This is a genomic window from Enterobacter sp. 940_PEND (genome assembly GCF_001059415.1).
In the GTDB taxonomy this organism is placed as follows: Bacteria; Pseudomonadota; Gammaproteobacteria; order Enterobacterales; family Enterobacteriaceae; genus Enterobacter; species Enterobacter cloacae_M.
In genome coordinates this window covers 60026-84748 of record NZ_JUMS01000023.1, presented here as the reverse complement: position 1 = coordinate 84748, position 24723 = coordinate 60026, and the positions used below count along the sequence as shown (strand labels likewise).

At 55.9% G+C, this 24723-nt stretch carries 25 protein-coding genes; 12 read left to right on the top strand and 13 right to left on the bottom strand.

Going from position 1 to position 24723, the window contains the following annotated elements:
* Positions 1 to 37: 37 nt before the first annotated feature.
* Positions 38 to 1480, top strand: coding sequence for a 16S rRNA (cytosine(1407)-C(5))-methyltransferase RsmF (gene rsmF / locus ADJ24_RS04675; protein WP_032668479.1), 1443 nt, complete (start codon positions 38 to 40; stop codon positions 1478 to 1480).
* A 106-nt stretch (positions 1481 to 1586) separates the two neighbouring features.
* Complete coding sequence (locus ADJ24_RS04670; RefSeq protein WP_008500472.1) at positions 1587 to 1826, top strand: YebV family protein; 240 nt, start codon at positions 1587 to 1589, stop codon at positions 1824 to 1826.
* Positions 1827 to 1860: 34 nt separating this feature from the next.
* Here the strand turns inward: ADJ24_RS04670 and pphA are convergent, their stop codons facing one another.
* Positions 1861 to 2505: a protein-serine/threonine phosphatase gene (pphA, locus tag ADJ24_RS04665; protein ID WP_047173214.1), complete on the bottom strand. Its 645-nt coding sequence runs from the start codon at positions 2503 to 2505 to the stop codon at positions 1861 to 1863.
* 165 nt (positions 2506 to 2670) lie between these two features.
* Here pphA and ADJ24_RS04660 point away from each other — a divergent pair, with 165 nt between their 5' ends.
* The gene (locus ADJ24_RS04660) at positions 2671 to 3612 is read left to right on the top strand and encodes a VirK/YbjX family protein (protein ID WP_023312218.1); all 942 of its coding nucleotides are present in this window, start codon (positions 2671 to 2673) and stop codon (positions 3610 to 3612) included.
* Positions 3613 to 3732: 120 nt separating this feature from the next.
* Positions 3733 to 3870 carry a hypothetical protein gene (locus tag ADJ24_RS25335; protein WP_164090392.1) on the top strand — a complete coding sequence of 46 codons (138 nt, stop codon included), beginning with the start codon at positions 3733 to 3735 and terminating at the stop codon, positions 3868 to 3870.
* A gap of 149 nt (positions 3871 to 4019) precedes the next feature.
* On the opposite strand, the gene ADJ24_RS04655 is transcribed toward ADJ24_RS25335, so the two are convergent.
* From ADJ24_RS04655 to yobA, 3 genes are read right to left on the bottom strand one after another with little or no spacing between them, the layout of a single operon-like run.
* Complete coding sequence (locus ADJ24_RS04655; protein ID WP_023312219.1) at positions 4020 to 4358, bottom strand: YebY family protein; 339 nt, start codon at positions 4356 to 4358, stop codon at positions 4020 to 4022.
* A gap of 16 nt (positions 4359 to 4374) precedes the next feature.
* Entirely contained in the window at positions 4375 to 5244 is an 870-nt protein-coding gene (copD, locus tag ADJ24_RS04650; protein WP_023312220.1) for a copper homeostasis membrane protein CopD, read from the bottom strand.
* Between the two features lies 1 nt (position 5245).
* Entirely contained in the window at positions 5246 to 5617 is a 372-nt protein-coding gene (yobA, locus tag ADJ24_RS04645) for a CopC domain-containing protein YobA (protein ID WP_023312221.1), read from the bottom strand.
* A 136-nt stretch (positions 5618 to 5753) separates the two neighbouring features.
* Between yobA and ADJ24_RS04640 the strand changes: the two genes are divergently transcribed.
* The 3 genes from ADJ24_RS04640 to exoX all read left to right on the top strand — a co-directional run bounded on the left by ADJ24_RS04640 (position 5754) and on the right by exoX (position 7432).
* Positions 5754 to 5984 carry a DNA polymerase III subunit theta gene (locus ADJ24_RS04640; protein WP_013096102.1) on the top strand — a complete coding sequence of 77 codons (231 nt, stop codon included), beginning with the start codon at positions 5754 to 5756 and terminating at the stop codon, positions 5982 to 5984.
* Between the two features lie 110 nt (positions 5985 to 6094).
* Positions 6095 to 6745: a carbon-nitrogen hydrolase family protein gene (locus ADJ24_RS04635; protein WP_023312222.1), complete on the top strand. Its 651-nt coding sequence runs from the start codon at positions 6095 to 6097 to the stop codon at positions 6743 to 6745.
* 24 nt (positions 6746 to 6769) lie between these two features.
* Positions 6770 to 7432, top strand: a complete 663-nt coding sequence (exoX, locus tag ADJ24_RS04630; protein ID WP_023312223.1) for an exodeoxyribonuclease X — start codon at positions 6770 to 6772, stop codon at positions 7430 to 7432.
* On the opposite strand, the gene ptrB is transcribed toward exoX, so the two are convergent.
* Positions 7429 to 9489, bottom strand: coding sequence for an oligopeptidase B (ptrB, locus tag ADJ24_RS04625; RefSeq protein ID WP_048702266.1), 2061 nt, complete (start codon positions 9487 to 9489; stop codon positions 7429 to 7431). The genes exoX and ptrB overlap by 4 nt on opposite strands.
* A gap of 85 nt (positions 9490 to 9574) precedes the next feature.
* Positions 9575 to 10222: a tellurite resistance TerB family protein gene (locus ADJ24_RS04620; RefSeq protein WP_023312225.1), complete on the bottom strand. Its 648-nt coding sequence runs from the start codon at positions 10220 to 10222 to the stop codon at positions 9575 to 9577.
* 170 nt (positions 10223 to 10392) lie between these two features.
* Here ADJ24_RS04620 and purT point away from each other — a divergent pair, with 170 nt between their 5' ends.
* Positions 10393 to 11571, top strand: a complete 1179-nt coding sequence (gene purT / locus ADJ24_RS04615) for a formate-dependent phosphoribosylglycinamide formyltransferase (RefSeq protein ID WP_023312226.1) — start codon at positions 10393 to 10395, stop codon at positions 11569 to 11571.
* 41 nt (positions 11572 to 11612) lie between these two features.
* Here purT and kdgA read toward each other — a convergent pair whose 3' ends face one another.
* The 3 genes from kdgA to zwf all read right to left on the bottom strand — a co-directional run bounded on the left by kdgA (position 11613) and on the right by zwf (position 15813).
* Entirely contained in the window at positions 11613 to 12254 is a 642-nt protein-coding gene (gene kdgA / locus ADJ24_RS04610) for a bifunctional 4-hydroxy-2-oxoglutarate aldolase/2-dehydro-3-deoxy-phosphogluconate aldolase (protein ID WP_014884307.1), read from the bottom strand.
* Between the two features lie 39 nt (positions 12255 to 12293).
* The gene (gene edd / locus ADJ24_RS04605; protein ID WP_023312227.1) at positions 12294 to 14105 is read right to left on the bottom strand and encodes a phosphogluconate dehydratase; all 1812 of its coding nucleotides are present in this window, start codon (positions 14103 to 14105) and stop codon (positions 12294 to 12296) included.
* A 232-nt stretch (positions 14106 to 14337) separates the two neighbouring features.
* A complete protein-coding gene (gene zwf, locus ADJ24_RS04600; RefSeq protein WP_023312228.1) occupies positions 14338 to 15813 on the bottom strand; it encodes a glucose-6-phosphate dehydrogenase in 1476 nt (491 codons plus the stop codon).
* A gap of 356 nt (positions 15814 to 16169) precedes the next feature.
* On the opposite strand from zwf, the gene ADJ24_RS04595 reads away from it, so the two are divergent.
* Entirely contained in the window at positions 16170 to 17039 is an 870-nt protein-coding gene (locus tag ADJ24_RS04595) for a MurR/RpiR family transcriptional regulator (protein WP_023312229.1), read from the top strand.
* Between the two features lie 140 nt (positions 17040 to 17179).
* Complete coding sequence (gene pyk / locus ADJ24_RS04590; RefSeq protein ID WP_008500455.1) at positions 17180 to 18622, top strand: pyruvate kinase; 1443 nt, start codon at positions 17180 to 17182, stop codon at positions 18620 to 18622.
* A gap of 45 nt (positions 18623 to 18667) precedes the next feature.
* Here pyk and lpxM read toward each other — a convergent pair whose 3' ends face one another.
* The 3 genes from lpxM to znuA form a co-directional block, all read right to left on the bottom strand.
* On the bottom strand, positions 18668 to 19639 hold the full coding sequence (gene lpxM / locus ADJ24_RS04585) for a lauroyl-Kdo(2)-lipid IV(A) myristoyltransferase (protein WP_023312230.1): 972 nt from the start codon (positions 19637 to 19639) through the stop codon (positions 18668 to 18670).
* A gap of 121 nt (positions 19640 to 19760) precedes the next feature.
* On the bottom strand, positions 19761 to 21080 hold the full coding sequence (mepM, locus tag ADJ24_RS04580) for a murein DD-endopeptidase MepM (protein ID WP_023312231.1): 1320 nt from the start codon (positions 21078 to 21080) through the stop codon (positions 19761 to 19763).
* A 15-nt stretch (positions 21081 to 21095) separates the two neighbouring features.
* The gene (gene znuA / locus ADJ24_RS04575) at positions 21096 to 22040 is read right to left on the bottom strand and encodes a zinc ABC transporter substrate-binding protein ZnuA (protein WP_032668506.1); all 945 of its coding nucleotides are present in this window, start codon (positions 22038 to 22040) and stop codon (positions 21096 to 21098) included.
* 77 nt (positions 22041 to 22117) lie between these two features.
* On the opposite strand from znuA, the gene znuC reads away from it, so the two are divergent.
* Positions 22118 to 22873 (top strand): zinc ABC transporter ATP-binding protein ZnuC, encoded by a 756-nt coding sequence (gene znuC / locus ADJ24_RS04570; protein ID WP_023312233.1) that lies wholly within the window; start codon positions 22118 to 22120, stop codon positions 22871 to 22873.
* Positions 22870 to 23655, top strand: a complete 786-nt coding sequence (gene znuB, locus ADJ24_RS04565; RefSeq protein WP_023312234.1) for a zinc ABC transporter permease subunit ZnuB — start codon at positions 22870 to 22872, stop codon at positions 23653 to 23655. The genes znuC and znuB overlap by 4 nt, the downstream gene beginning before the upstream one ends.
* A gap of 57 nt (positions 23656 to 23712) precedes the next feature.
* Here znuB and ruvB read toward each other — a convergent pair whose 3' ends face one another.
* Positions 23713 to 24723, bottom strand: coding sequence for a Holliday junction branch migration DNA helicase RuvB (gene ruvB / locus ADJ24_RS04560; protein ID WP_023312235.1), 1011 nt, complete (start codon positions 24721 to 24723; stop codon positions 23713 to 23715).

Here is a 24723-nt window from a genome sequence, read left to right as displayed (position 1 = left end):
TACACTGCGCACCTGAACTTTTCCCTGTGGTGTGCCCGTGGCTCAAAACTCCGTATTTCTTCCTGAACAATTCCTGGCGCAGATGCGCGAGGCGCTTCCCTCTCACCTGTCGTTAGACGATTTTATCGCCGCCAGCCAGCGTCCGTTACGCCGAAGTATTCGCGTCAACACGCTGAAAATCAGCGTCGATGATTTTCTGGCGCTGGTCTCGCCGTACGGCTGGCAGCTTACGCCGGTCCCGTGGTGCGCCGAGGGTTTCTGGATCGAACGCGATGACGAAGCCTCGCTGCCGCTGGGCAGTACCGCTGAACATCTGAGCGGTCTGTTCTATATTCAGGAAGCCAGCTCGATGCTGCCGGTGGCCGCCCTGTTCGCCGATGGCAATGCGCCTGAACGCGTGATGGATGTTGCCGCGGCGCCCGGCTCAAAAACCACGCAAATTGCCGCCCGGATGGGTAACCACGGGGCGATCCTCGCCAACGAATTTTCCGCCAGCCGCGTGAAGGTGCTGCATGCCAACATCAGCCGCTGCGGTATTCATAATGTTGCCCTGACGCACTTTGACGGACGCGTGTTTGGCGCCGCCTTACCGGAAGCCTTCGATGCCATTCTGCTGGACGCCCCCTGCTCCGGCGAAGGAGTGGTGCGTAAAGATCCCGATGCGTTAAAGAACTGGTCCGTGGAGAGCAATCTTGAGATCGCCGTCACGCAGCGCGAGCTGATCGAGAGCGCATTTCACGCGTTGCGCCCCGGCGGCACGCTGGTCTATTCAACGTGCACCTTAAACCGCGATGAAAACGAAGACGTCTGCCTGTGGCTGAAAGCGAACTACCCGGATGCCGTGGAGTTTCTGCCGCTTAACGATCTGTTCGCCTCGGCACAGGAGGCGGTCACGCCGGAGGGTTTCCTCCACGTGTTCCCGCAGATTTACGACTGCGAAGGGTTCTTTGTGGCGCGTCTGCGTAAAACGCAGGCGGTTGCTCCCCTGCCCGCGCCTAAATTTAAGGTCGGCAACTTCCCGTTTGCTCCCCTTAAAGGTCGCGATGCAGCACAGCTTGAAGCCGCCGCCGAAAAGGTTGGGCTGGTCTGGGATGAGAGTCTGCACCCCTGGATGCGTGATAAAGAGATATGGCTGTTCCCGGCACAGATCGAGCCGCTCATCGGAAAGGTCCGTTTTTCGCGAATCGGGATCCGCCTGGCGGAAGTGCATAACAAAGGCTATCGCTGGCAGCATGAGGCCGTTATCGCCCTTGCCGGATGCGGGAATACCTTTGCCCTGACGCATCAGGAAGCCGAAGAGTGGTACCGTGGCCGCGATGTCTATCCGGACAGCACGCCGTCAGGCGATGAAGTGATCGTAACGTATCAGGGATATCCGCTGGGGCTGGCAAAAAAAGTCGGCTCAAGGCTGAAAAACAGCTATCCGCGCGAGCTGGTTCGGGATGGCCGTCTGTTTACCGGTAACGATCTCACAGCCTGAAAAAAAGCGCATTTTTTTACTGGCGATTTTGCTCTCCTTGTCTACGATCAAAAATGGGTGATCGCACTGGTCATACCAGATTTTGACAACCGACCCGGAGAGCACTATGACGAAAACCAGCGTGCGTATTGGCGCTTTTGAGATCGACGACGCAGAGCTGCGCGGCGAAGCACAAGGCGATCGAACGTTAAGTATTCCCTGCAAATCCGACCCGGATTTGTGCATGCAGCTCGATGCATGGGATGCAGACACCAGCGTCCCGGCAATACTTGATGGCGAACATTCTGTCCTTTACCGTGAGCATTACGATAGTAAAACCGATGCCTGGGTCATGCGTCTTGCCTGACCTAAAGAGAACCCGCCCGAAGGCGGGTTATTTATTACTGCAGCTGCGCCAGCGTGAAGTAACCGTCGAACACAGCCCCCGTATCAATGTAGTGAAGATTATTAAAATCGTATCTTCTGTCGAGGGGCGTATGCCCAAACCAGAAATGATCCGCGCCGCTGATGCCCTCTCCTTTGCCCACCATAAATCCCATCAGCCTATCGCGGTTCCATAAGACGCGCTGGGCGCTAACCGGTTTTTGCCAACAGTATTCCGCGGCCGGATAATCCGCATGGGCAATCACATTCAGACCGTTCGCACAGGTTATCTCGATGATATGCGGTAAATCGCGACAGGCGTCGAGCAACGACAGGGCAAGCTGTTGCTGGTCGCGTTCAAGATGCGAAAACCATATTCCACCATTCATCGTCCAGAGAGAAAAATCGTTATTATCCAGACTGTCAAGAGCCATTTGCTCATGGTTTCCACGCACAGCACGAAACCATTTTTCATGAATTAACTGCAGGCATTTAACGCTATCAGGGCCACGATCGATCACATCCCCGACTGAAATAAGTAAATCCTCATATGGGTTAAAATGACGGCGTTTAAGCTCATCCATAAGCCACTGGTAACAACCGTGTATATCGCTGACAACCCAGACGTGACGCCACATCCCACCTTCAATTCGCTGATACATAGGACCTCCTTTAAACAGTATAGCCGCCGCAGAAAAGGCAACAGACAGGCGCGGTCATCACGAAGTCAAACAAACGGTAAACCAAACAGAAATAAAGATCCTCGCGCTATTAATCCCTTTTTATTGGCTCTTTAGAATAAGGGTATAAAAAAAGAGGGTCTTCACGTGTCTAATACACACCTGCATAACGATGTTTTTTATCCGCATCGCACAAATATTATTTCCGAGCTGGTGAACGGCAAACGCGTGCCGGGTCCGATCTGGCGCAAACGCGAATATCGTCTGAAGTTCCTTTTACGCTCGCTTCTGTTCTGGTCCTCCACCCATCGCATGCTGGAAGCCCTTTCGGGTCGCGACGATTTCGACAGGCTGCTGGCCTCTCAAATTACGTTGCCCAGCAAGACCCACCGACAATATCTGATGCGCGGCCTGACGGCTAACGATCGCGCCGACGCTATCGTCAACCATTACTACTGGATTGATAGCCTGAAAGAGAGCGGTCTCGCTCAGGCCCTGACAAGCCAGCAGGAGCAAACCGTTGTGCAGTTCCATGCTAAAGACGGCGTAACCTATACGGTCAATGCTTCCTCTGCGGGAAAAGCCGAGCGCGAAGGAGAAAGCACGCTGTGGCTACACGACAACGAGGATACGCTGCTGGCCAGCCTGACCTTTAGCATCGCGCGCAGCAACGGTCAGCAAGTCATGGTCATTGGCGGGCTTCAGGGGCCCCGTCGCTGCGTATCGCGAGACGTCATTAAACAGGCCACCCGCGCCTGTCACGGCCTGTTCCCTAAGCGCGTGTTGATGGAAGTTCTTTTTCAGCTCGCTGCGCAGTCATCTGTCCGGGCGATTTTTGCCGTCAGCGACGAGGGGCACGTTTTCCGCGCGTTGCGATATCGCCTGAGCAAAGGCCGCCATTTCCACGCCAGCTATGATGAATTTTGGGCATCTCTGGACGGTAAAAAGCTTTCGGCCTTCTGCTGGCAGCTGCCTCTGCAAATGGAGCGTAAATCCCTTGAAGATATTGCCAGTAAAAAACGTGCCGAATATCGCCGTCGCTTTGAGCTGCTTGATGAAATAGAGGCATCCGTGAAGTCCCGCTTTTAACGATGACTCTTGCTTTATCCGACTGCACACGAAAATTTAACAAAACAGGCAAAAAGGGCTGGACTTCGGCATGCTGTGTTGTGTTATGTTTTAGCAGGACGTACAGGATGTACGCACTGTATGAAAAAGATTGCGTTGGGATTACGCGTTTACTTTCATACAGATAAAAAGAGACCGAATACGATTCCTGTATTCGGTCCAGGGAAATGGCTCTTGGGAGAGAGCCGTGCGCTAAAAGTTGGCATTAATGCAGGCTAAGTCGCCTTGCCTTTTAAGAATAGATGACGACGCCAGGTTTTCCAGTCCACCGCTAAAGCGGTCGGAAAAAAAGCGCCAGAGCATCATTAAATGTGAAAAACCGCAGTGCTTTCGCAAGCATCTGCGGTTTTTTATTGGAAACCCGAACGTTAGCAGAGCTTGTCGGCGCGCTCGATAAACGGTGCCAGACTCATTTTTTGTCCCGGATGCGACGGGTCATCGATTTGAATAATGCTAATCGGCTGGCCGCTGCTCTTGCCGCTGGCTACCTGCTGCTCTGCGGTATCATTCAGGGGGTATTGCACCAGCGTGCTCGGATTGATGACATACAGCGCATGGCCTGGACGGCAGGTCAGCATCACTTCTTCGCGATTGAACGCCCATTTGTCCTTACCCACTTCGAAACGGCTCACGGTGATGACCTGCGGTGCGGCAAACGCGCTCCCTGTACAGGCCAGCAATATGAGAGAAAGTACTGTCTTTTTCATATGATATTTAACCTTGTCAGAAGGGTTCCCAGGTGGCGAACAGACTGACCGTTGCCAGCACCAGCGCTCCCAGCACCACTTCTGCCTGTGTCATCCTGATAAAAATCTGTTGTGCTCGTCCGCTCTCCGGACGAAACCGTGGCACCAGAAAATACCGATTTGCCAGCGCAATTACCACCATCAATGCCACCAGCGCACATTTGAACAACAAAAACTGCACGTAGCCAGCCTGCCAGGGAATATCGAGGCCCAGTATCATGAGTGCATTTATTACCCCGGAGAGCAGCACGCCCGCAACGGCGTAATGCCCCACGCGCGAGAAGCGCATCATGGTAAAGATGGCGGCATTCTGCCAGCGCCCTTTCGCCAGTCGCATGCAGAACAGCAGGGGCAGTAATCCGCCAAGCCAGGTGGCGGCACAGACCAGGTGAAAAGCATAATTAAGACGCTGCAGCGCCCCCATCGGACCGTCGTTCATCGCCGCGTGACCTACCCCAGCCAGCAGGATAAGCTGGCCCATTGCGAGCAGCAGCAGACGCGAACCTCTCAGCGGCGCGAGCCATGCGGCACTGACAGTTATCGCAGCGAGGATCATTTGCCACAGCCAGACGCCGCCAAACCGGGTTCCCATCACGCTGAACCAGACCTGTGGCGCAAACACATCTCCCCAGCCGTTGCCCATCAATCCACCCTGCAGCATAAACATCAGGACCGCAGCCGCCAGGCTCACTAAGGCCGCCACTTTCTGCTGCGACTGAAAACGCCGGGACAGCAGACGGTGGAGAGAGGAAGGCGCAAACCAGACGCTATAAAGCGCATTGCCAAACACCAGCATCAGCGCCCCGAAATGGATAAAGCGTAACCCGACATAACACAGCGCCAGCATGCTATTTCACGCTAAAGTGATAGCTGCCTTTGGTTTTATGGCCGTCTACGGAGACCACGTGCCAGTCCACCTGGTAAGTTCCCGCTGCCAGCGTTTGTTCCAGCGGCACGGTAAGCTGAGCTTTGTTCTTTTCGTCGCGCGTAACGGTTCCCGTTTTGATGACCTGCTTTTGCGCATCCGTTACCACCACACCGCTAAAACCAGGTTCGATACCTTCCGAAAAATTCAGCGTAAGTGCCTGAGGTGCGGTCACCACGCTGTCTGCTGCCGGGACCTGCTGGTTAAGATGCGCATGTGCAAGCACGGAGGGCGTCATCATTGTCGAGGCCACAAAAATCAGTGCGCATACTGCGCGGGAAGCGGAGAAACCCATCCAATCATTCCTTTTTGTTATGTCTGTATGCTAAAGAATAACGCTGTATAATAAACGAGTCGAGGATCATCCTGCCTCCGCTTGTCATCATCGTGCAATCGCGGTAACGTTGCCGCCGCATAAAAAGGAGAAGGTAATGAAGATCAATCTGGCCGCCCTTCCGCAGGACGAGATGGATAAAGTGAATGTCGATCTCGCTGCCGCTGGCGTCGCGTTCAAAGAACGTTACAACATGCCCATCGTGGCTGAAGTCGTGGAACGGGAACAGCCCGCCCATCTGCGCGACTGGTTCCGCGAAAGACTCATCGCCCACCGTCTTGCCTCGGTCAATCTCTCCCGTTTACCGTACGAGCCTAAAGTTAAATAAGCTTAACGAGTCGTTACACTTCCTTACGCGGAATCTGGCAGGATAAGAAAACCCTGATAAATATGGGTCTATTCTTAAATCTCTGCGACTCAGTGTATAAGGAAGTCACGATGTCACATTGGAATATAGCGGCAGCCCAGTATGGCGGGCTGCATCAGACCGTAGATGACCATGTTACGCACCACCTGCGCTTCATCGCCGAAGCAGCGCGGCAGCGGTGCGAACTGCTGGTTTTTCCTGAACTCTCATTAACGGGCTCTGGCGCGCCGACGTTACCTCCCCCGCCCGATGACGCGCAGCTGGAGCCGCTGCTCAACGCGGCACATCTACACCAGATTACCGTTATTGCCGGGCTCCCCCTGGAACAGAATGGCCAGTGCCAGAAAGGCCTTGTGCTGTTTTCGCCCGCTCGCCATCGCATTTTGCGCTATCCGCAAGGTCGCGGAGCGAGCCTGGTGCCGGGGGATAGACACCTTAGCATCCTTGATGCACATCCCGATTCGCCCAATCTCGATCCCCGGGCAACGCTTGTTACCAGCTGCCAGTCGGTGGGGGATAATCGCTGGCGGCAGTCCATCAGTAACCTGCAGCGCTTCGCGCATAAATATGCCATTGCGGTGCTGATGGCGAACGCCTGCGGCGGCAGCGCGCTGTGGGATGAAAAAGGCCAGCTGGTCGTGCGCGCGGATAAGGGCGAGCTTCTGGTGACCGGCACGCTCGGCGGAGAGGGTTGGCAAGGCGATATCATTCCTTTAGGCTAGGCGTTTTAAGCTCAGGAGTTTTCAATGCTGCGCGTCATCGATACCGAAACTTGCGATCTTCAGGGCGGAATAGTGGAAGTGGCCTCTGTCGACGTGGTTGATGGTAAAATCGTCAACCCCATGAGCCATCTGGTGCGTCCCGATCGCCCCATCAGCCCTCAGGCGATGGCTATCCATCGCATTACCGAATCGATGGTGGCGGATAAGCCGTGGATCGAAGAGATCATCCCTCACTACTACGGTAGCCCGTGGTACGTCGCGCATAACGCCAGCTTTGACCGCCGGGTATTGCCTGAAATGCCGGGGGAATGGATTTGCACCATGAAGCTGGCGCGTCGTCTGTGGCCGGGGATTAAATACAGCAATATGGCGCTGTACAAGTCACGCAAGCTCAGCGTTCGTACCCCTGAGGGGCTTCACCATCACCGCGCCCTGTATGACTGCTATATCACCGCCGCGCTGCTGATTGATATTATGAATATTTCTGGCTGGACGCCGGATGAAATGGCGACGATCACCGGACGTCCCGCGCTGCTGACCACGTTTACCTTTGGTAAATATCGCGGGAAGCCGGTGTCCGAGGTGGCGGATAAAGACCCGGGCTATTTGCGCTGGCTGTATAACAACCTCGACAGAATGAGCCCGGAACTGCGCTTAACGCTGAAACATTATCTGGGCGAAGCTTAACGCTCCGCATGGCCTGGCAGCGTTTCCTGCGCCAGGCCTATTAAAAAGGCATATTCCAGGGCAACGCCTTCGTACGATTTAAATCGCCCCGATTTCCCTCCGTGTCCGGAATCCATGTCGGTACACAGCAGCAGCAGATTGTCATCGGTTTTCAGCTCCCGCAGCTTTGCCACCCATTTTGCCGGCTCCCAGTACTGCACCTGAGAATCATGCAAACCGGTGGTGACCAGCATATGCGGGTAGGCTTTCGCCTCAACGTTATCGTACGGGCTGTACTCTTTCATATAGCGGTAGTACATCTCATCCTGCGGATTCCCCCACTCCTCAAACTCCCCGGTGGTAAGAGGAATGGATTCATCGAGCATGGTCGTGACCACATCGACAAACGGTACCTGTGCGACAATCCCCTTAAAACGGTCGGGACGCTGGTTGATCGCCGCCCCCATTAGCATGCCGCCCGCGCTGCCCCCCATCCCAAAGCAGAGCTGCGGAGCGCCGTAGCCCTGCTCAATCAGCGCATCGCAGACGTCGAGGTAGTCATTGAAGGTGTTTTTCTTTTTCAGGAATTTCCCGTCTTCATACCAGTTCTGGCCCAGCTCACCGCCGCCGCGAATATGGGCGATGGCGAAAACAAAGCCGCGATCGAGCAGGCTTAACCGGCTGCTGCTGAAATCGGCATCCATGCTTGAGCCATACGAGCCGTAGCCGTACACCAGGATCGGGTTTTTGCCTTTCTGGAAATGGCCTTTGTGATAGACCAGCGAGACCGGCACCTCCACACCATCACGGGCGGTGACCCACAGATGCTCGCTGCGGTAGTTTTCGGACTCAAAACCTTTTACCTCGGTCTGTTTAATCACCTGGCGCTGCCCGGTATCCATATCCAGCTCAAACAGGGTGTCCGGCGTGGTCATGGAGGAGTAGCCGTAGCGCAACCGCGACGATTCGGGTTCAGGGTTGAACCCAATCCACGTCACGTAGGCCGGGTCATCAAACGCAATCCCCACCACTTCCCGGGTTTTACGGTTGATTTGCCGGATACTGGTCAGCCCGCGCTGACGCTCTTCCACCACCAGCCAGTCGGTAAACAGGGTGAACCCTTCCAGCATCACCTGATCCCGCGCGGGGATAAGCACCTCCCACTTGCGCTCATCGCGCACTTTGGTTTTATAGAGACCAAAGTTTTTGCCCTCGCGATTGGAGCGCAGATAAAAGCTGTGCTGGAAGTGATCCAGGCTGTACTCGTGATCCTTACGGCGCGGCAGGAAACAGAGCGGCTGGGCATCGGGCAGTTCGGCATCCAGCAGCAGAACTTCCGACGTCGTCGCGCTGGCAAGGAAGATAATCACATAGTGGCGTGAGGAGGTTTTATGCAGGCTGACATAGAACGTTTCGTCTTTCTCTTCATAAACCAGCTCGTCGTCAGCGGAGTCTGTTCCCACGGTATGTCGCCACACCTGGTAAGGCAGCAGCGTCGACGCGTGCTTTTTGACGTAGTAGACCGTCTCGGAATCATTCGCCCAGACAAAATCCGGGGAGACATTTTCCAGCATTTCCGGATACCAGTTGCCGGTCTCCAGATTGCGAAACCGCAGGCCGTACTGGCGGCGGGAGAGATAATCCTCCGCCAGCGCCATCACCGCGTTGTCAGGGGAAATGGACATGCCGCCCAGGGTATAAAACTCGCTGTGGGCGGCCCGCTGGTTGGCATCGAGCAGAATATCCCACTCATCCCATTCGGCGCTTAACACCGACTGACGCTGGTAGATGGGATACTCATTGCCGGGCTCGTAAATATGGCGATAGCGATAGCCGTTTTTGGTCCAGGGCGCGGAGATATCGCGCTGGGGAATACGCTGCACCATTTCATTCAGGAGCTGGTCCTGAAGCGTCTGCTGGCTGGACATGACCTTGCGGCCATAGTCGTTTTCCTCGTGCAGGTAGTCGAGTACCTCTGGCCGGGAGCGAGAATCGTCCCGCAGCCAGTAATAGTTGTCTATACGCGTATCGCCATGCGTGGTGATCGCATAAGGAGTACGTCGGGCTTTCGGTGGCATGTCATCATTCTTTTAAGTTTTACACCCTATAAGGTTGGCAAAACCCACGCATGATGCAAGCGAAACAGCGTCGCGACGGCGACGGCTATCCCTGTAACGCCTGTTTTTGCTCCCGGATATCCCGCTCAATACCCTCGCGCACGTCCTGAGGGATCTTTAACGCATCGCCCAGAGCGTTAAGGTAGCTGCGCTCCATAAAGTGATCGATATCGATGGCGGCGCAGCTGAGGAAATAAAGCTCCAGCGCCTCTTCCTCATTTTTCACACTTTGCGCAAGACGCTGCGGCTCGAGCGGCTGTTCTATCGCCTGCGCCACCAGCACTCTTCCCTTCTCTTCAACACCGGCCTCGCGCAGCTGCTGCTCGATCGCCGATCGTTCCTTATCGTCAATATGCCCGTCGCTTTTCGCGGCAAAAACCAGCGCAAGAATGAGCCGTTCGGTACGCAGATCCAGCGGCGAGGTGTGCTCGCCGTAATGCGGTTCATCGCTGTGCGCGGTCCGTACCCTGTCCTTGTATTTATTCCACAGCACGGTGCCCGCGATGGCGCCGCCGCCGGCCAGCAGCGCGCCTGTACCATACTTTGCCAGCAGCTTGCGTGAGGATTTATTCGCGACCAGCAGGCCTGCCAGCCCGCCGAGCGCCCCGGGTACCAGCAGTTTGCTGAGGTCCCGTTCGCCAGACGATGTTTTCTGCCCTAACAGGGATTGCAGTTGATTTAACCAGCCAGACATGGTTTCCCTCACTTAACGGTGAACATGTTCCACAGCGTAAGCGAGCGGGCGTCAGGAAATGTCTGGCCGGGCTAAAGAAGCGCAAATTTCTGCCCTCGCGTTTATCCCTGCGCAAGACAGACGCAAACGTTTTCGTTTATACTGCGCGCAACTTTTTCAGGGGGATTGTTATGATTCGTTTAGGAACTGCGCTGCGACCTGCGGCGACGCGAGTGATGCTGTTGGGATCGGGCGAGCTGGGAAAAGAGGTCGCCATTGAGTGCCAGCGTTTAGGTGTGGAAGTCATTGCCGTAGACCGTTACGCCGACGCACCCGCCATGCACGTCGCCCATCGTTCTTATGTGATTAACATGCTGGATGGCGATGCCCTTCGTGAGCTGATTACGCGCGAAAAACCCGATTTTGTAGTGCCGGAAATTGAGGCCATCGCCACCGATACGCTGATCGCCCTGGAGCAGGAAGGCCAGCGCGTGGTGCCCTGTGCGAAAGCCGCAAAGCTGACCATGAACCGCGAAGGCATTCGTCGCCTGGCGGCGGAAGAGCTGGGATTGCCCACCTCGAGCTACCGTTTTGCTGGCGATAAGGCCGCGTTCATGCAGGCCGTTGAGGAGATTGGCTACCCGTGCATCGTTAAGCCGGTGATGAGCTCCTCCGGAAAAGGGCAGAGCTTTATTCGCGACAGCGGCACCCTGGATAACGCGTGGGATTATGCCCAGCAGGGCGGCCGTGCCGGAGCCGGTCGCGTAATCGTCGAAGGCGTCGTGAAGTTTGATTTCGAAATCACCCTGCTGACCGTCAGCGCCGTTGACGGCGTCCATTTCTGCGACCCGATTGGCCACCGTCAGGAGGATGGCGATTACCGCGAATCCTGGCAGCCGCAGCAGATGAGCACCCTGGCGCTGGAGCGTGCTCAGGAGATCGCCCGTAAAACCGTCCTGGCGCTGGGCGGCTATGGCCTGTTCGGCGTGGAGCTGTTTGTATGCGGTGATGAGGTGATTTTCAGCGAAGTCTCCCCTCGCCCGCATGACACCGGCATGGTCACGCTGATTTCGCAGGATCTCTCCGAGTTCGCCCTGCACGTGCGCGCCTTCCTCGGCCTGCCCGTCGGCGGTGTTCGTCAGTATGGCCCGGCCGCCTCGGCGGTGATCCTGCCGCAGTTAACCAGCCAGAACGTCACGTTTGATAACGTCGACGGGGCGGTGGGTGCAGGATTGCAGGTACGTCTGTTCGGCAAGCCGGAGATCGACGGAACCCGCCGTCTTGGCGTGGCATTAGCCACCGGGGATAACGTTGACGACGCAGTGGCAAGAGCGAAAGCGGCCGCTGCGAACGTCAAGGTTGCAGGATAAAAAAACGGGCCGTAAGGCCCGTTTTTCATGCGGCGAGTGGCTTACTGCTTCGCACCTTCAACCGCTTCGCGAGCCAGTTTGGTAATGCGATCCCAGTCGCCCGCTTCCAGCGCATCCGCCGGAACCAGCCATGAACCGCCGATGCACAGTACGCTTTTCAGCGCCAGGTAGTCACGGTAGTTGGCAGGAGAGATACCGCCCGTCGGGCAGAAGCGCACCTGAGAGAATGGACCCGCAATCGCCTGCAGCGCTTTGGTGCCGCCGTTCGCTTCAGCCGGGAAGAATTTGAACTCTTTCAGACCGTAGTCCATGCCCAGCATCAGTTCAGAGACGGTGCTGATGCCAGGGATCAACGGAATGGTACCTTCGGTGGCGGCTTTCAGCAGCGGCTCGGTCAGGCCAGGGCTAATGGCGAACTGCGCGCCCGCTTCGGTCACTTCTGCCAGCTGCTGCGCGTTGAGAACGGTACCCGCACCGATGATGGCGTCCGGCACTTCTTTGGCGATAGCGCGGATAGCATCCATCGCACAGGCGGTGCGCAGGGTCACTTCCAGAACGCGAACGCCGCCCGCAACCAGCGCTTTCGCCATCGGTACAGCGTGCTCCAGCTTGTTTACCACGATAACCGGCACGACAGGGCCAGTGGTCAGGATTGCTTCTGCACTTGTTTTCCAGTTTTTCATCAGAGTTTTCTCTCGCCAGATCGTTAAAATCAAGTCGTCTTAAAACGTAATACAGGTTGCGCCCTGCTCCGCACCGGAGAGTTTCTCACGCAGCGCGCTGAACATTTCGCGTCCGGTCCCCACGCGCGATGCGCTCAGGTCATGAATATGGGGCTGACGTGCCGCCAGCTCGGCGTCATCCACCAGCAGGGTTAACTCGCCCGTCTGGCCGTTCACGCGGATCATGTCACCATCGCGTACTTTCGCCAGTAAACCGCCGTCGTAGGCTTCCGGCGTCACGTGGATGGCTGAAGGCACTTTACCGGATGCCCCGGAGAGGCGTCCATCGGTGACTAGCGCAATTTTGAAACGGCGGTCCAATAATACACCAAGTGGTGGCATAAGTTTATGTAATTCTGGCATCCCGTTAGCTTTAGGCCCCTGGTGACGCACCACCACCACGCAGTCTTTATCAAGCAGACCGGCGTCAAAGGCGGGTAATACGTCGTGCTGGCTTTCAAATACCACCGCCGGCGCTTCGATAACCTGGTTTTCTTCCGGTACGGCAGAGGTCTTCATTACCGCGCGACCGAGGTTGCCGCTCAGCACTTTGGTGCCGCCATGAGGAGAGAACGGTTTGTCGATAGTGGCAATCACCTGCGCATCAAGGGACGCGCTCGCCCCTTCACGCCAGTCCAGCTCGCCGTTGTTCAGCCACGGCTCCTGGGTGTAGCGCTGAAGGCCAAAGCCAGCCACGGTATTTACGTCTTCATGCAGCAGTCCGCCTTTCAGCAGCTCGCGCATCAGCAGCGGTACGCCGCCTGCAGCCTGGAAGTGGTTAATATCCGCCGGACCGTTCGGGTACAGGCGCGCCATCAGCGGCACTACAGAAGAGATCTCGGAGAAGTCATCCCAGTTAATCAGAATGCCCGCCGCACGCGCCATGGCCACCAGATGCATGGTGTGGTTGGTTGAGCCCCCGGTTGCCAGCAGCGCGACAATCCCGTTAACAATGACTTTTTCGTCAACCATTTTACCCATCGGCATCCATTCGTTGCCGTTGCCGGTCAGACGCGTGACCTGACGGGCCGCGGCCTCGGTCAGCGCCTTGCGCAGCGGCGCATCCGGCTGGATGAAGGACGAGCCCGGAAGCTGCATCCCCATAAACTCCACCACCATCTGGTTAGTGTTAGCCGTACCGTAGAACGTACAGGTCCCCGGCGCATGATAGGACGCAGCTTCCGCCTCCAGCAGCGCCTGACGGTCTGCTTTCCCTTCCGCGTACAGCTGGCGAATACGCACTTTTTCTTTGTTCGGCAGACCGCTTGCCATTGGGCCGGACGGGACGAAGATCGCAGGCAGATGGCCAAACGACAGCGCCGCCATGACCAGGCCTGGGACAATCTTGTCGCACACGCCGAGGTACAGCGCGCCATCAAACATATTGTGTGACAGGCCCACCGCGGCAGACATCGCAATCACTTCGCGGCTCAGCAGGGACAGCTCCATACCGTCCTGCCCCTGCGTCACGCCGTCGCACATGGCAGGTACGCCGCCCGCCACCTGGCCCACCGCATTCACGCTGTGCAGCGCGTTACGGATGATAGTGGGATAGACCTCATACGGCTGGTGGGCGGAAAGCATATCGTTATAGGAGGTAATAATGGCGATATTGTTACGCAACATGCTTTTCAGCGACGCTTTATCATCAGGCTGGCAGGCGGCGAAGCCGTGCGCCAGGTTCCCGCAGGCCAGCTGAGATCGGTGGACGGTGCTGCTCTTTGCCTGTTCAATCCGGGCGAGGTAGGCCGAACGGGTCTCTTTCGAGCGCTCGATAATGCGCTGTGTTACGCGTAACAATGTCGGATTCATAAAAGCTCCTCTAAATTATCTGTCCGGCTCGGGAGTTTACAAAGTCGCTGGCAGTTGTTAACAACGCTGAAACGCTTGCTGTCCGGAGCTCAGGGGCAAAATCACTTCCGGCAGTGTAATAAAAAAAGCTCCGCGGGTGAATCCACGCGGAGCTTAAAAGTTGAAAATTGTGCCACTAGCTGTGTTAGATCATGTTACCGGTAAAATAACACTTTCGAGCTAGAGGATTATCTTACTCAAACTCGTTCCAGGAGCGGCCATCGCGGGTGATCATCGCCACCGACGCGACAGGTCCCCATGTACCAGCCTGGTACGGTTTTGGCGCATCCTGATCGGCAGCCCAGGCTTCGGTGATGGAGTCGACCCATTTCCACGCCTCTTCCACTTCGTCGCGACGCACGAACAGCGCCTGGATACCGCGCATGGTTTCCAGCAGCAGACGCTCGTAAGCATCGGCCAGGTGCGTCTGGTTGAAGGTTTCGGAGTAGCTCAGATCCAGCTTGGTGGTCTGCAGGTTGTGTTTATGATCCAGCCCCGGCACTTTGTTCAGGATCTGGATATCCACCCCTTCGTCCGGCTGCAGACGAATGGTCAACTTGTTCTGCGGCAGTTCCTGCCAGGACTCTTTGAACAGGTTCAGTTCCGGGTTTTTGAAGTACACAACCACTTCGGAACATTTAGCCGGCAGACGTTTACCGGTGCGCAGGTAGAACGGAACGCCCGCCCAGCGCCAGTCGTCGATATCCACGCGGATCGCCACGAACGTCTCGGTGTTGCTGGACTTGTTCGCGCCCTCTTCTTCCAGGTAGCCCGGCACTTTTTTGCCTTGCGCAAACCCGGCGGTGTACTGACCGCGGACGGTCTTCTCACGCACGTTGGAGCGGTCGATGCGGCGCAGTGACTTCAGCACTTTCACTTTTGCGTCACGGATGCTGTCAGCCGTCAGGTCAGACGGTGGAGACATGGCAATCATGCACAGAATTTGCAGCAGGTGGTTCTGGATCATGTCGCGCATCTGGCCGGCCTGGTCAAAGTAACCCCAGCGGCCTTCAATCCCCACCTCTTCCGCCACGGTGATTTCCACGTGGTCGATAGTGCGGTTGTCCCAGTTATTCACAAACAGGGAGTTAGCGAAACGCAGCGCCAGCAGGTTCAGAACCGTCTCTTTACCGAGATAGTGGTCAATGCGGTAGACCTGGCACTCTTCAAAGAACTCGCCCACCTGGTCGTTGATTTCACGCGAGGTTGCCAGCGACGTACCCAGCGGCTTCTCCATCACGACGCGCGCCGGTTTGGCGTTCAGTTTGGCTTCGCCCAGACCTTTGCAGATGGCGCCGAAGGTGCTTGGCGGCATGGCGAAATAGTTAATGGTGACACGGTTTTTCTGATCCAGCATCGCGCCTAAGCGGGTAAATGCGCTGACGTCGTTGACGTCCAGGTTGCAGAAATCGAGGCGTCCACTCAGGGTATCCCACAAACTTTCATCAATTTTTTCTTTCATGAAAGTTTCGAGCGCCTCGCGGACGACTTTGGTATAAGCGTCCTTGTCCCAGTCAGCGCGCCCGACACCCAGGATACGGGTATCCGGATGAATTTGGCCCGCTTTCTCCAGTTGATACAGGGAAGGCAGCAATTTTCGGCGTGCAAGGTCGCCTTTCGCGCCGAAAATGACCAGGTCACATGCCTGGGCTGTTTGCGTTACCGCCATGTCATTCTCCTCAGTTGGATCACCTGGTACTTCTGCCAGGTATCGTTGTAATTTTATTACAATGCACTGTACTGCTTTTACGTCATTCCCGAAACCATTAGCGCTTATCGTCGCGTGCGATACCGCGATTTTTCACCATCTGGGTGATTACGACGGCGTAATGACGCAACAACCGTCGTTTCTTTGCGCAACAGGGTCACAGCAAAACCCGACACCGATCAAGTAATGAAAAAAAACAACAACATTATCTTGTCGATTGTTACCCTTAATGGAAGCCACAGGGGTAATATCGGCTAAATCGAATCACGATTTCATCAATTTATGAAATCGTTTACACCCATGAGCATCCTGTTAACATGAACATGCTGGAAAAAATCCAGTTTCAACTGGAACACCTTAGCAAATCCGAGCGAAAAGTGGCCGAGGTCATTCTCGCCTCTCCCGCTCAGGCGATTCATTCAAGCATCGCCGCTCTGGCACAGGAAGCGGGTGTTAGCGAACCCACGGTTAATCGCTTTTGCCGTAGCCTGGAAACGCGCGGCTTTCCTGATTTTAAACTGCATCTGGCACAAAGTCTGGCTAACGGCACCCCATATGTTAATCGTAATGTGGATGAAGACGACAGCGTTGATGCCTATACCGCGAAAATTTTTGAATCGGCCATGGCTTCGCTTGACCACGTGCGCCAGTCTCTGGACATGAGTTCCGTGAATCGCGCGGTGGATTTGCTCACCCAGGCCAAGCGGATTGCGTTCTTTGGTCTCGGGTCGTCGGCAGCCGTGGCGCATGACGCCATGAACAAATTTTTCCGCTTTAACGTCCCGGTTATTTATTCCGATGACATTGTGCTGCAACGCATGAGCTGTATGAATTGCAGTGAAGATGACGTCGTGGTACTGATTTCGCACACCGGCCGCACCAAGAGTCAGGTAGAGCTGGCACAGCTGGCCCGTGAAAACGATGCCATGGTGATTGCCCTCACCACGGCAGGCACGCCGCTGGCGCGTGAGGCGACGCTGGCGATCACCCTCGACGTGCCGGAAGACACCGACATTTATATGCCGATGGTTTCCCGACTGGCGCAGCTTACCGTGATTGACGTGCTGGCAACCGGTTTTACCTTACGTCGGGGCGCAAAATTCCGGGATAACTTGAAGCGGGTCAAGGAAGCGCTGAAGGAATCGCGTTTTGATAAAGAATTGCTTATAAAGAGCGATGTTCCCTGATAGTTGATAACGAAGACGTAACCAATAATTACGATGTAACGATTTACGGCATTCGGTCCACTCTCCGCTGCCTTGCAGCAGATGAAGGCCGATTCAATGTTCACGCAACACCAAAGTTGTTTCAGTCAACGGAGTATTACATGTCCAGAAGGCTTCGCAGAACCAAGATCGTAACCACCTTAGGCCCGGCCACCGATCGCGATAATAATCTTGAGAAAATTATCGCTGCCGGCGCCAACGTGGTGCGTATGAACTTCTCTCACGGTACGCCAGAAGACCATAAGTTACGTGCCGATAAAGTGCGTGAAATCGCAGCCAAACTGGGCCGCCACGTTGCTATCCTCGGCGATTTGCAGGGTCCAAAAATCCGCGTATCGACCTTTAAAGAGGGTAAAGTTTTCCTCAATATCGGCGACAAATTCCTGCTGGATGCCAACCTGGGCAAAGGCGAAGGCGATAAAGAGAAAGTCGGTATCGACTATAAAGGCCTGCCGGCTGACGTTGTGCCAGGCGATATCCTGCTGCTCGACGACGGTCGCGTACAGCTTAAGGTGCTGGAAGTTCAGGGCATGAAAGTGTTCACCGAAGTCACCGTCGGCGGCCCGCTCTCCAACAATAAAGGCATCAACAAACTGGGCGGCGGCCTCTCTGCAGAAGCGCTTACCGACAAAGACAAAGCGGACATCGTCACTGCCGCGCTGATCGGCGTTGACTACCTGGCGGTCTCCTTCCCGCGCTGCGGCGAAGATCTGAACTATGCGCGTCGCCTGGCTCGTGATGCAGGCTGCGATGCTAAAATCGTCGCGAAAGTTGAACGCGCGGAAGCCGTTTGCGATCAGGATGCCATGGACGATGTGATCCTCGCATCCGACGTGGTGATGGTTGCGCGTGGAGACCTGGGCGTGGAAATTGGCGACCCTGAGCTGGTAGGGATCCAGAAAGCGCTGATTCGTCGCGCACGTCAGCTGAACCGCGCGGTGATCACCGCCACTCAGATGATGGAATCGATGATCACCAACCCTATGCCAACCCGTGCAGAAGTTATGGACGTGGCTAACGCCGTGCTGGACGGTACCGATGCGGTGATGCTCTCTGCGGAAACCGCTGCAGGCCAGTATCCGGCAGAAACCGTGGCCGCCATGGCGCGCGTCTGCCTGGGCGCTGAAAAGATCCCAAGCATTAACGTTTCTAAACACCGTCTGGACGTGCAGTTCGACAACGTGGAAGAAGCGATAGCGATGTCTGCGATGTACGCGGCAAACCATCTGAAGGGCGTTACCGCGATCATCACCATGACCGAATCTGGCCGCACCGCGCTGATGACCTCTCGTATCAGCTCTGGTCTGCCGATCTTCGCCATGTCCCGTCACGAACGTACGCTGAACCTGACCGCGCTGTACCGCGGCGTGACGCCGGTTCACTTCGACAGCACCAACGACGGCGTAGCTGCGGCGCACGATGCCGTAAACCTGCTGCGCGACAAAGGCTATCTGGTATCCGGTGATATCGTCATTGTGACCCAGGGCGACGTGATGAGCACCATCGGCTCAACCAACACCACGCGCGTTATGACCGTCGAGTAATAACGTCTGTGTTAAAAAGCCCTCTCCAGATGGAGAGGGCTTTTTTTATTTCCTCGGATAAAGCTCTTTACGTTTATAGGGCTCTGTTTCACCCGGTTTCCGCGTTTTAAGCAGCTTCAGTATCCACGTATACTGTTCGGCATGCGGCCCCACCAGTATCTCCACCTCTTCGTTCATTCGACGCGCGATCGTGTGGTCGTCTGCGGTCAGCAAATCATCCATCGGCGGACGAACTTCAATACTCAAGCGATGCGTTTTCCCGTCATAGACCGGGAACAGCGGGATCACACGGGCACGGCAGACTTTCATCAGGCGGCCAATCGCGGGGAGCGTAGCTTTATAGGTCGCAAAGAAATCGACAAACTCGCTGTGCTCGGGGCCGTGGTCCTGATCCGGCAGATAATAGCCCCAGTAGCCCTGACGTACCGACTGAATGAAGGGCTTAATGCCATCGTTACGCGCATGCAAACGTCCGCCAAAACGACGGCGCACCGTATTCCAGACAAAATCGTAGATTTTATTTCCCTGGTTATGGAACATCGCCGCCATTTTCTGGCCCTGAGACGCCATCAGCATCGCCGGAATATCAACACCCCAGCCGTGGGGGACAAGGAAAATGACTTTCTCGTCGTTGCGGCGCATCTCCTCGATGATGTCCAGCCCTTTCCAGTCAACGCGATCGACGATTTTATCCGGCCCTTTCAGCGCCAGTTCAGCCATCATCGCCATTGCCTGCGGGGCGGTGGTATACATCTCATCAATGATTGCCTCGCGCTCGGCGTCGCTTTTCTCAGGAAAACAGTAGTAAAGGTTGATCTGCGCGCGGCGGCGGGCGCTCTTGCCTAAACGCCCGGCCAGACGGCCAATTTTACCGAGAACGGGATCGCGAACAGAGGCAGGCAGCATCGCCATCCCCGCAAAGGCGTAAACACCAAGCCAGGCGCCCCAGTTGCGCGGATGGCGGAAGGATTTTTCAAACTCAGGAATGTATTCAATATTGTTTTTTTTGGTTTCCATGCTGGATCCAGGGTCTGATGACGCAAAATTTTATTCAGATAGTGTAGCGAGGCAGTCGTCCACGCACAAAAGAAAAAGCCGGCGTCAGTGTGCGCCGGCTTTTTTAACAAAAACAGAGGGCTTAGTTTAAGCTCAGCTGCGGCATCACCTCTTTCACCTGCGCCAGATAATCAGTACGATCTTTACCGGTCAGGCCTTCGGTACGCGGCAGTTTCGCCGTCAGCGGGTTCACGGCCTGTTGGTTGATCCACACTTCATAGTGCAGGTGCGGGCCGGTAGAGCGTCCGGTATTGCCGGAGATCGCGATACGGTCACCACGCTTCACCTTCTGGCCCGGTTTGACCAGCAGCTTACGCAGGTGCATGTAGCGGGTCGTATAAGTGCGGCCATGACGTACCGCGACATAATATCCGGCGGCACCGCTACGCTTGGCCACCACCACTTCACCATCTCCAACCGCCAGTACCGGCGTGCCCTGCGGCATGGCAAAGTCAACGCCACGGTGCGGCGCGACGCGCCCGGTTACCGGGTTCAGACGACGCGGGTTAAAGTTAGAGGAGACGCGGAACTGTTTTGCCGTCGGGAAGCGCAGGAAGCCTTTTGCAAGGCCCGTACCGGTGCGGTCATAGAACTTACCGTCTTCGGCACGAATCGCGTAGTAATCTTTGCCCTCGGAGCGCAGACGTACGCCCAGCAGCTGGCTTTGCTCGCGCTTGCCGTCCAGCATTTCGCGGGACATCAGGACGGAGAACTCATCGCCCTTCTTCAGCTTGCGGAAATCCATCTGCCACTGCATGGCTTTGATCACCGAGCTGATTTCAGCGCTGGTCAGGCCTGCATCGCGCGCGCTGGAGACAAAGCTCGCGCCCACGGTGCCTTTCAGAACGCTGTTAACCCAGTCACCCTTCTGCATTTCGCTGGTCATCTTGAAACCGTTTGCAGTGCGATCGTAGGTACGGGTTTCCCGACGGGACATTTCCCAGGTCAGACGCTGGAGATCGCCATCCGCCGTTAGTGTCCAGGAGAGCTGCTGTCCGATTTTCAGGTTGCGAAGATCTTTATCCGCAGCCGCCAGCTGGCTGATATTGCCCATGTCGATGCCGTACTGGTTCAGCACGCTGCTCAGCGTATCCCCGGTAGAGACAACATATTCGTGGATACCCGCCTCGTTCTCGGTTTTATCGTCCAGCTCATCCTGCGGGATAGCTTCATCTTCCTGAGCCGCCTGGTCGATAGGCTCACTGGCTTCAGGCAGCAAAGAACGGATTTCGCTCTTTTCAAGCTCAATGGTTTTAATGATAGGGGCAGAACTCGGGTGGTAAACATAGGGCCGCCAGACGGCGACCGCTAAGGTGAGAACTGTAAGCGACCCCAGCATAACGCGGTGGGGTCGTGGCAGATTGTTAAATGCCAGGGCGACAGAGCGGGCTATCTGTTGCACGTATTCACTTCCTCGTTAATCTCCTTTCAGGCAGCTCGCATACTGGTTCGCCAGTTGGCTGAGGAACTGCGAATAGCTCGCTTTGCTCAACTGGATATTCGTACCTAGCGGGTCAAGGGTTCCCATGCGCACGGATGTTCCCCTGGCCACGGCTTCTACGACCGCTGGCCTGAACTGTGGCTCAGCAAAAACGCATGTCGCTTTTTGCTCAACCAACTGTGTTCTGATTTCATGTAAACGCTGCGCACCAGGCTGAATTTCAGGGTTGACGGTGAAGTGGCCCAGTGGGGTCAAACCGTAGTGTTTTTCGTAATAGCCGTAGGCGTCATGAAAAACGAAATACCCTTTACCTTTCAACGGTGCGAGCTCATTACCAACCTGCTTATCGGTTGCGGCTAATTGTGCCTCAAAATCCTTCAGGTTGGCGTCTAGTTTGGCTCGACTTTGCGGCATAAGTTCCACTAATTTGTCATGGATTGCAACCGCTGAAAGCCGCGCTATCTCTGGGGATAACCAAAGATGCATGTTGTACTCGCCGTGATGGTGATCTCCATCACCTTTTTCGCCGTCTGCGTCATGATGGTCATGTTCGTCGCCGTCGTCATCCGCCCCTTTCATGAGCAACGGTTTCACGCCGGAGAGTTCGGCAATCGCGACCTGTTTTTCGCCAGCAACCTGTTTTGCTGACTTTTGCATAAACGCTTCCATTTCAGGACCAATCCAGACGACTAAGTCCGCGTTTTGTAAGCGTTTTACATCCGACGGGCGCAGGGAATAGTCATGCTCGGATGCACCATCAGGGAGCAGAACCTGGGTTTCCGTTACCCCGTCTGCAATGGCGGATGCGATGAAACCGAGTGGTTTAAGCGAAGCGACAACCGCAGCGTTAACATCTTGTGCGGTTGTACCCCAAAGGGCAGCGGATAATGCTGCGAAAAGAAGCGTATTTTTATGTAACATAATGCGACTAATCATCGTAGTGAATGCGTGGAATGTGATATTATAACATTCGTTGACTTCTTCAAGCTTAAAATGACATGACGACATTGGTTTCTCTTGAAAATATCTCGGTCTCATTCGGCCAGCGCCGCGTCCTCTCTGACGTGTCGCTCGATCTGAAGCCCGGCAAAATTCTGACGCTGCTCGGTCCCAATGGCGCAGGCAAATCCACCCTGGTGCGCGTGGTGCTGGGTCTGGTCGCACCCGATGAAGGCGTGATTAAGCGCGAGGAAAAATTGCGTATTGGCTATGTGCCGCAAAAACTTCACCTCGACGCCACGCTGCCGCTGACGGTCAGCCGTTTCCTGCGTCTGCGCCCCGGCACCCGTAAAGCCGATATTCTCCCGGCGCTGAAACGCGTGCAGGCGGGCCATCTTGTCGATGCGCCGCTGCAAAAACTGTCCGGCGGTGAAACTCAGCGTGTTTTACTTGCCCGCGCGCTGCTGAGCAGCCCGCAGCTGCTGGTGCTGGATGAGCCAACTCAGGGTGTAGATGTGAATGGGCAGGTTGCGCTTTATGATTTGATCGACCAGCTCCGTCGGGAGCTTGATTGCGCCGTGCTGATGGTGTCTCACGATCTCCATCTCGTGATGGCAAAAACCGACGAAGTGCTGTGCCTCAACCACCATATCTGCTGCTCCGGTACGCCTGAAGTGGTGTCAATGCACCCGGAGTTTATCTCCATGTTCGGCCCACGCGGCGCTGAACAGCTGGGTATTTACCGTCATCATCATAATCATCGCCATGATTTACAGGGACGAATCGTACTGCGTCGGGGAAATGGACACTCATGATTGAACTGTTACTGCCCGGCTGGCTGGCCGGGATTATGCTTGCCTGCGCCGCGGGTCCACTCGGCTCGTTTGTTGTCTGGCGCAGAATGTCCTATTTTGGCGATACCCTGGCGCACGCGTCTCTGCTGGGCGTTGCCTTTGGTCTGCTGCTGGATGTAAACCCCTTCTACGCGGTGATTGTGGTCACACTGCTGCTGGCGGCCGGTCTGGTCTGGCTGGAAAAGCGCCCTCACCTCGCCATTGATACGCTGCTTGGCATTATGGCGCACAGTGCCCTGTCTCTGGGCCTTGTGGTGGTCAGCCTGATGTCGAACATCCGCGTGGATCTGATGGCCTACCTCTTCGGCGACCTGCTGGCCGTGACGCCGGAAGATCTCATCGCTATCGCCACTGGCGTCGTGGTAGTGCTCGCGATTCTGCTCTGGCAGTGGCGGAATTTACTGGCCATGACCGTCAGTCCTGATCTGGCATTTGTCGACGGCGTGAAGCTGCAGCGCGTAAAACTGCTGCTGATGCTGGTGACGGCGTTAACGATTGGTGTCGCAATGAAGTTTGTCGGCGCGCTGATTATTACGTCGCTGCTGATCATCCCTGCCGCCACGGCGCGTCGCTTTGCCCGTACGCCGGAGCAGATGGCCGGCGTAGCCGTGATTATCGGAATGATTGCGGTAACGGGTGGGTTAACCTTCTCGGCGTTCTATGACACGCCTGCGGGGCCGTCAGTGGTGCTGAGTGCGGCGGTGCTGTTTATCTTCAGTATGATGAAAAAGACCGCGAATTAACATGGAGGGCGCAGAAGCCCTCACCGGCCCTCTCCCTCGGGGAGAGGGAACACAACATTACGGCATTGCCGGTGGCGTAATGCCGAAATGATTCCACGCCCGCACCGTTGCCATACGTCCACGCGGGGTGCGTTGCAGAAAGCCCTGCTGAATCAGATACGGCTCCAGCACATCTTCAATCGTCTCACGCTCTTCCCCAATAGCCGCAGCCAGGTTATCCAGCCCGACCGGGCCGCCAAAGAACTTATCCAGCACCGCCAGCAGCAGTTTACGGTCCATATAGTCAAAGCCTTCGGCATCAACGTTCAGCATATCCAGCGCCTGAGCGGCGATCTCAGCGGAAATCGAGCCATCGTGCTTCACCTCGGCAAAGTCACGCACGCGGCGCAGCAGACGGTTGGCGATACGCGGCGTACCGCGGGAACGCTTCGCCACTTCAAACGCGCCCTCTTCGCTCATTTCGAGCCCCATATAGCGGGCGCTACGGCCAACGATGTGCTGGAGATCCGCCACCTGGTAAAACTCAAGACGCTGCACGATGCCGAAACGGTCGCGCAGCGGAGAGGTCAACGACCCGGCGCGGGTGGTGGCGCCAATCAGGGTAAACGGCGGCAGATCGATTTTGATGGAGCGCGCGGCCGGGCCTTCACCGATCATGATATCCAGTTGGTAATCTTCCATCGCCGGATAGAGCACTTCCTCCACCACCGGCGACAGGCGGTGGATCTCATCGATAAACAGCACGTCATGCGGTTCGAGGTTGGTCAGCATCGCCGCGAGATCGCCAGCCTTTTCTAGCACGGGGCCAGAGGTGGTGCGCAGGTTGACGCCCATCTCATTGGCGACGATATTCGCCAGCGTGGTTTTGCCTAAACCGGGAGGGCCAAAAATCAGCAGGTGATCGAGCGCATCGCCGCGCAGCTTTGCCGCCTGGATGAAAATCTCCATCTGGGAACGAACCTGCGGCTGGCCGATATACTCATCAAGCAGTTTTGGGCGGATCGCGCGGTCCACCACGTCATCTGCCTGAATTGTGCCTGCCGACACCAGGCGGTCTGCTTCAATCAT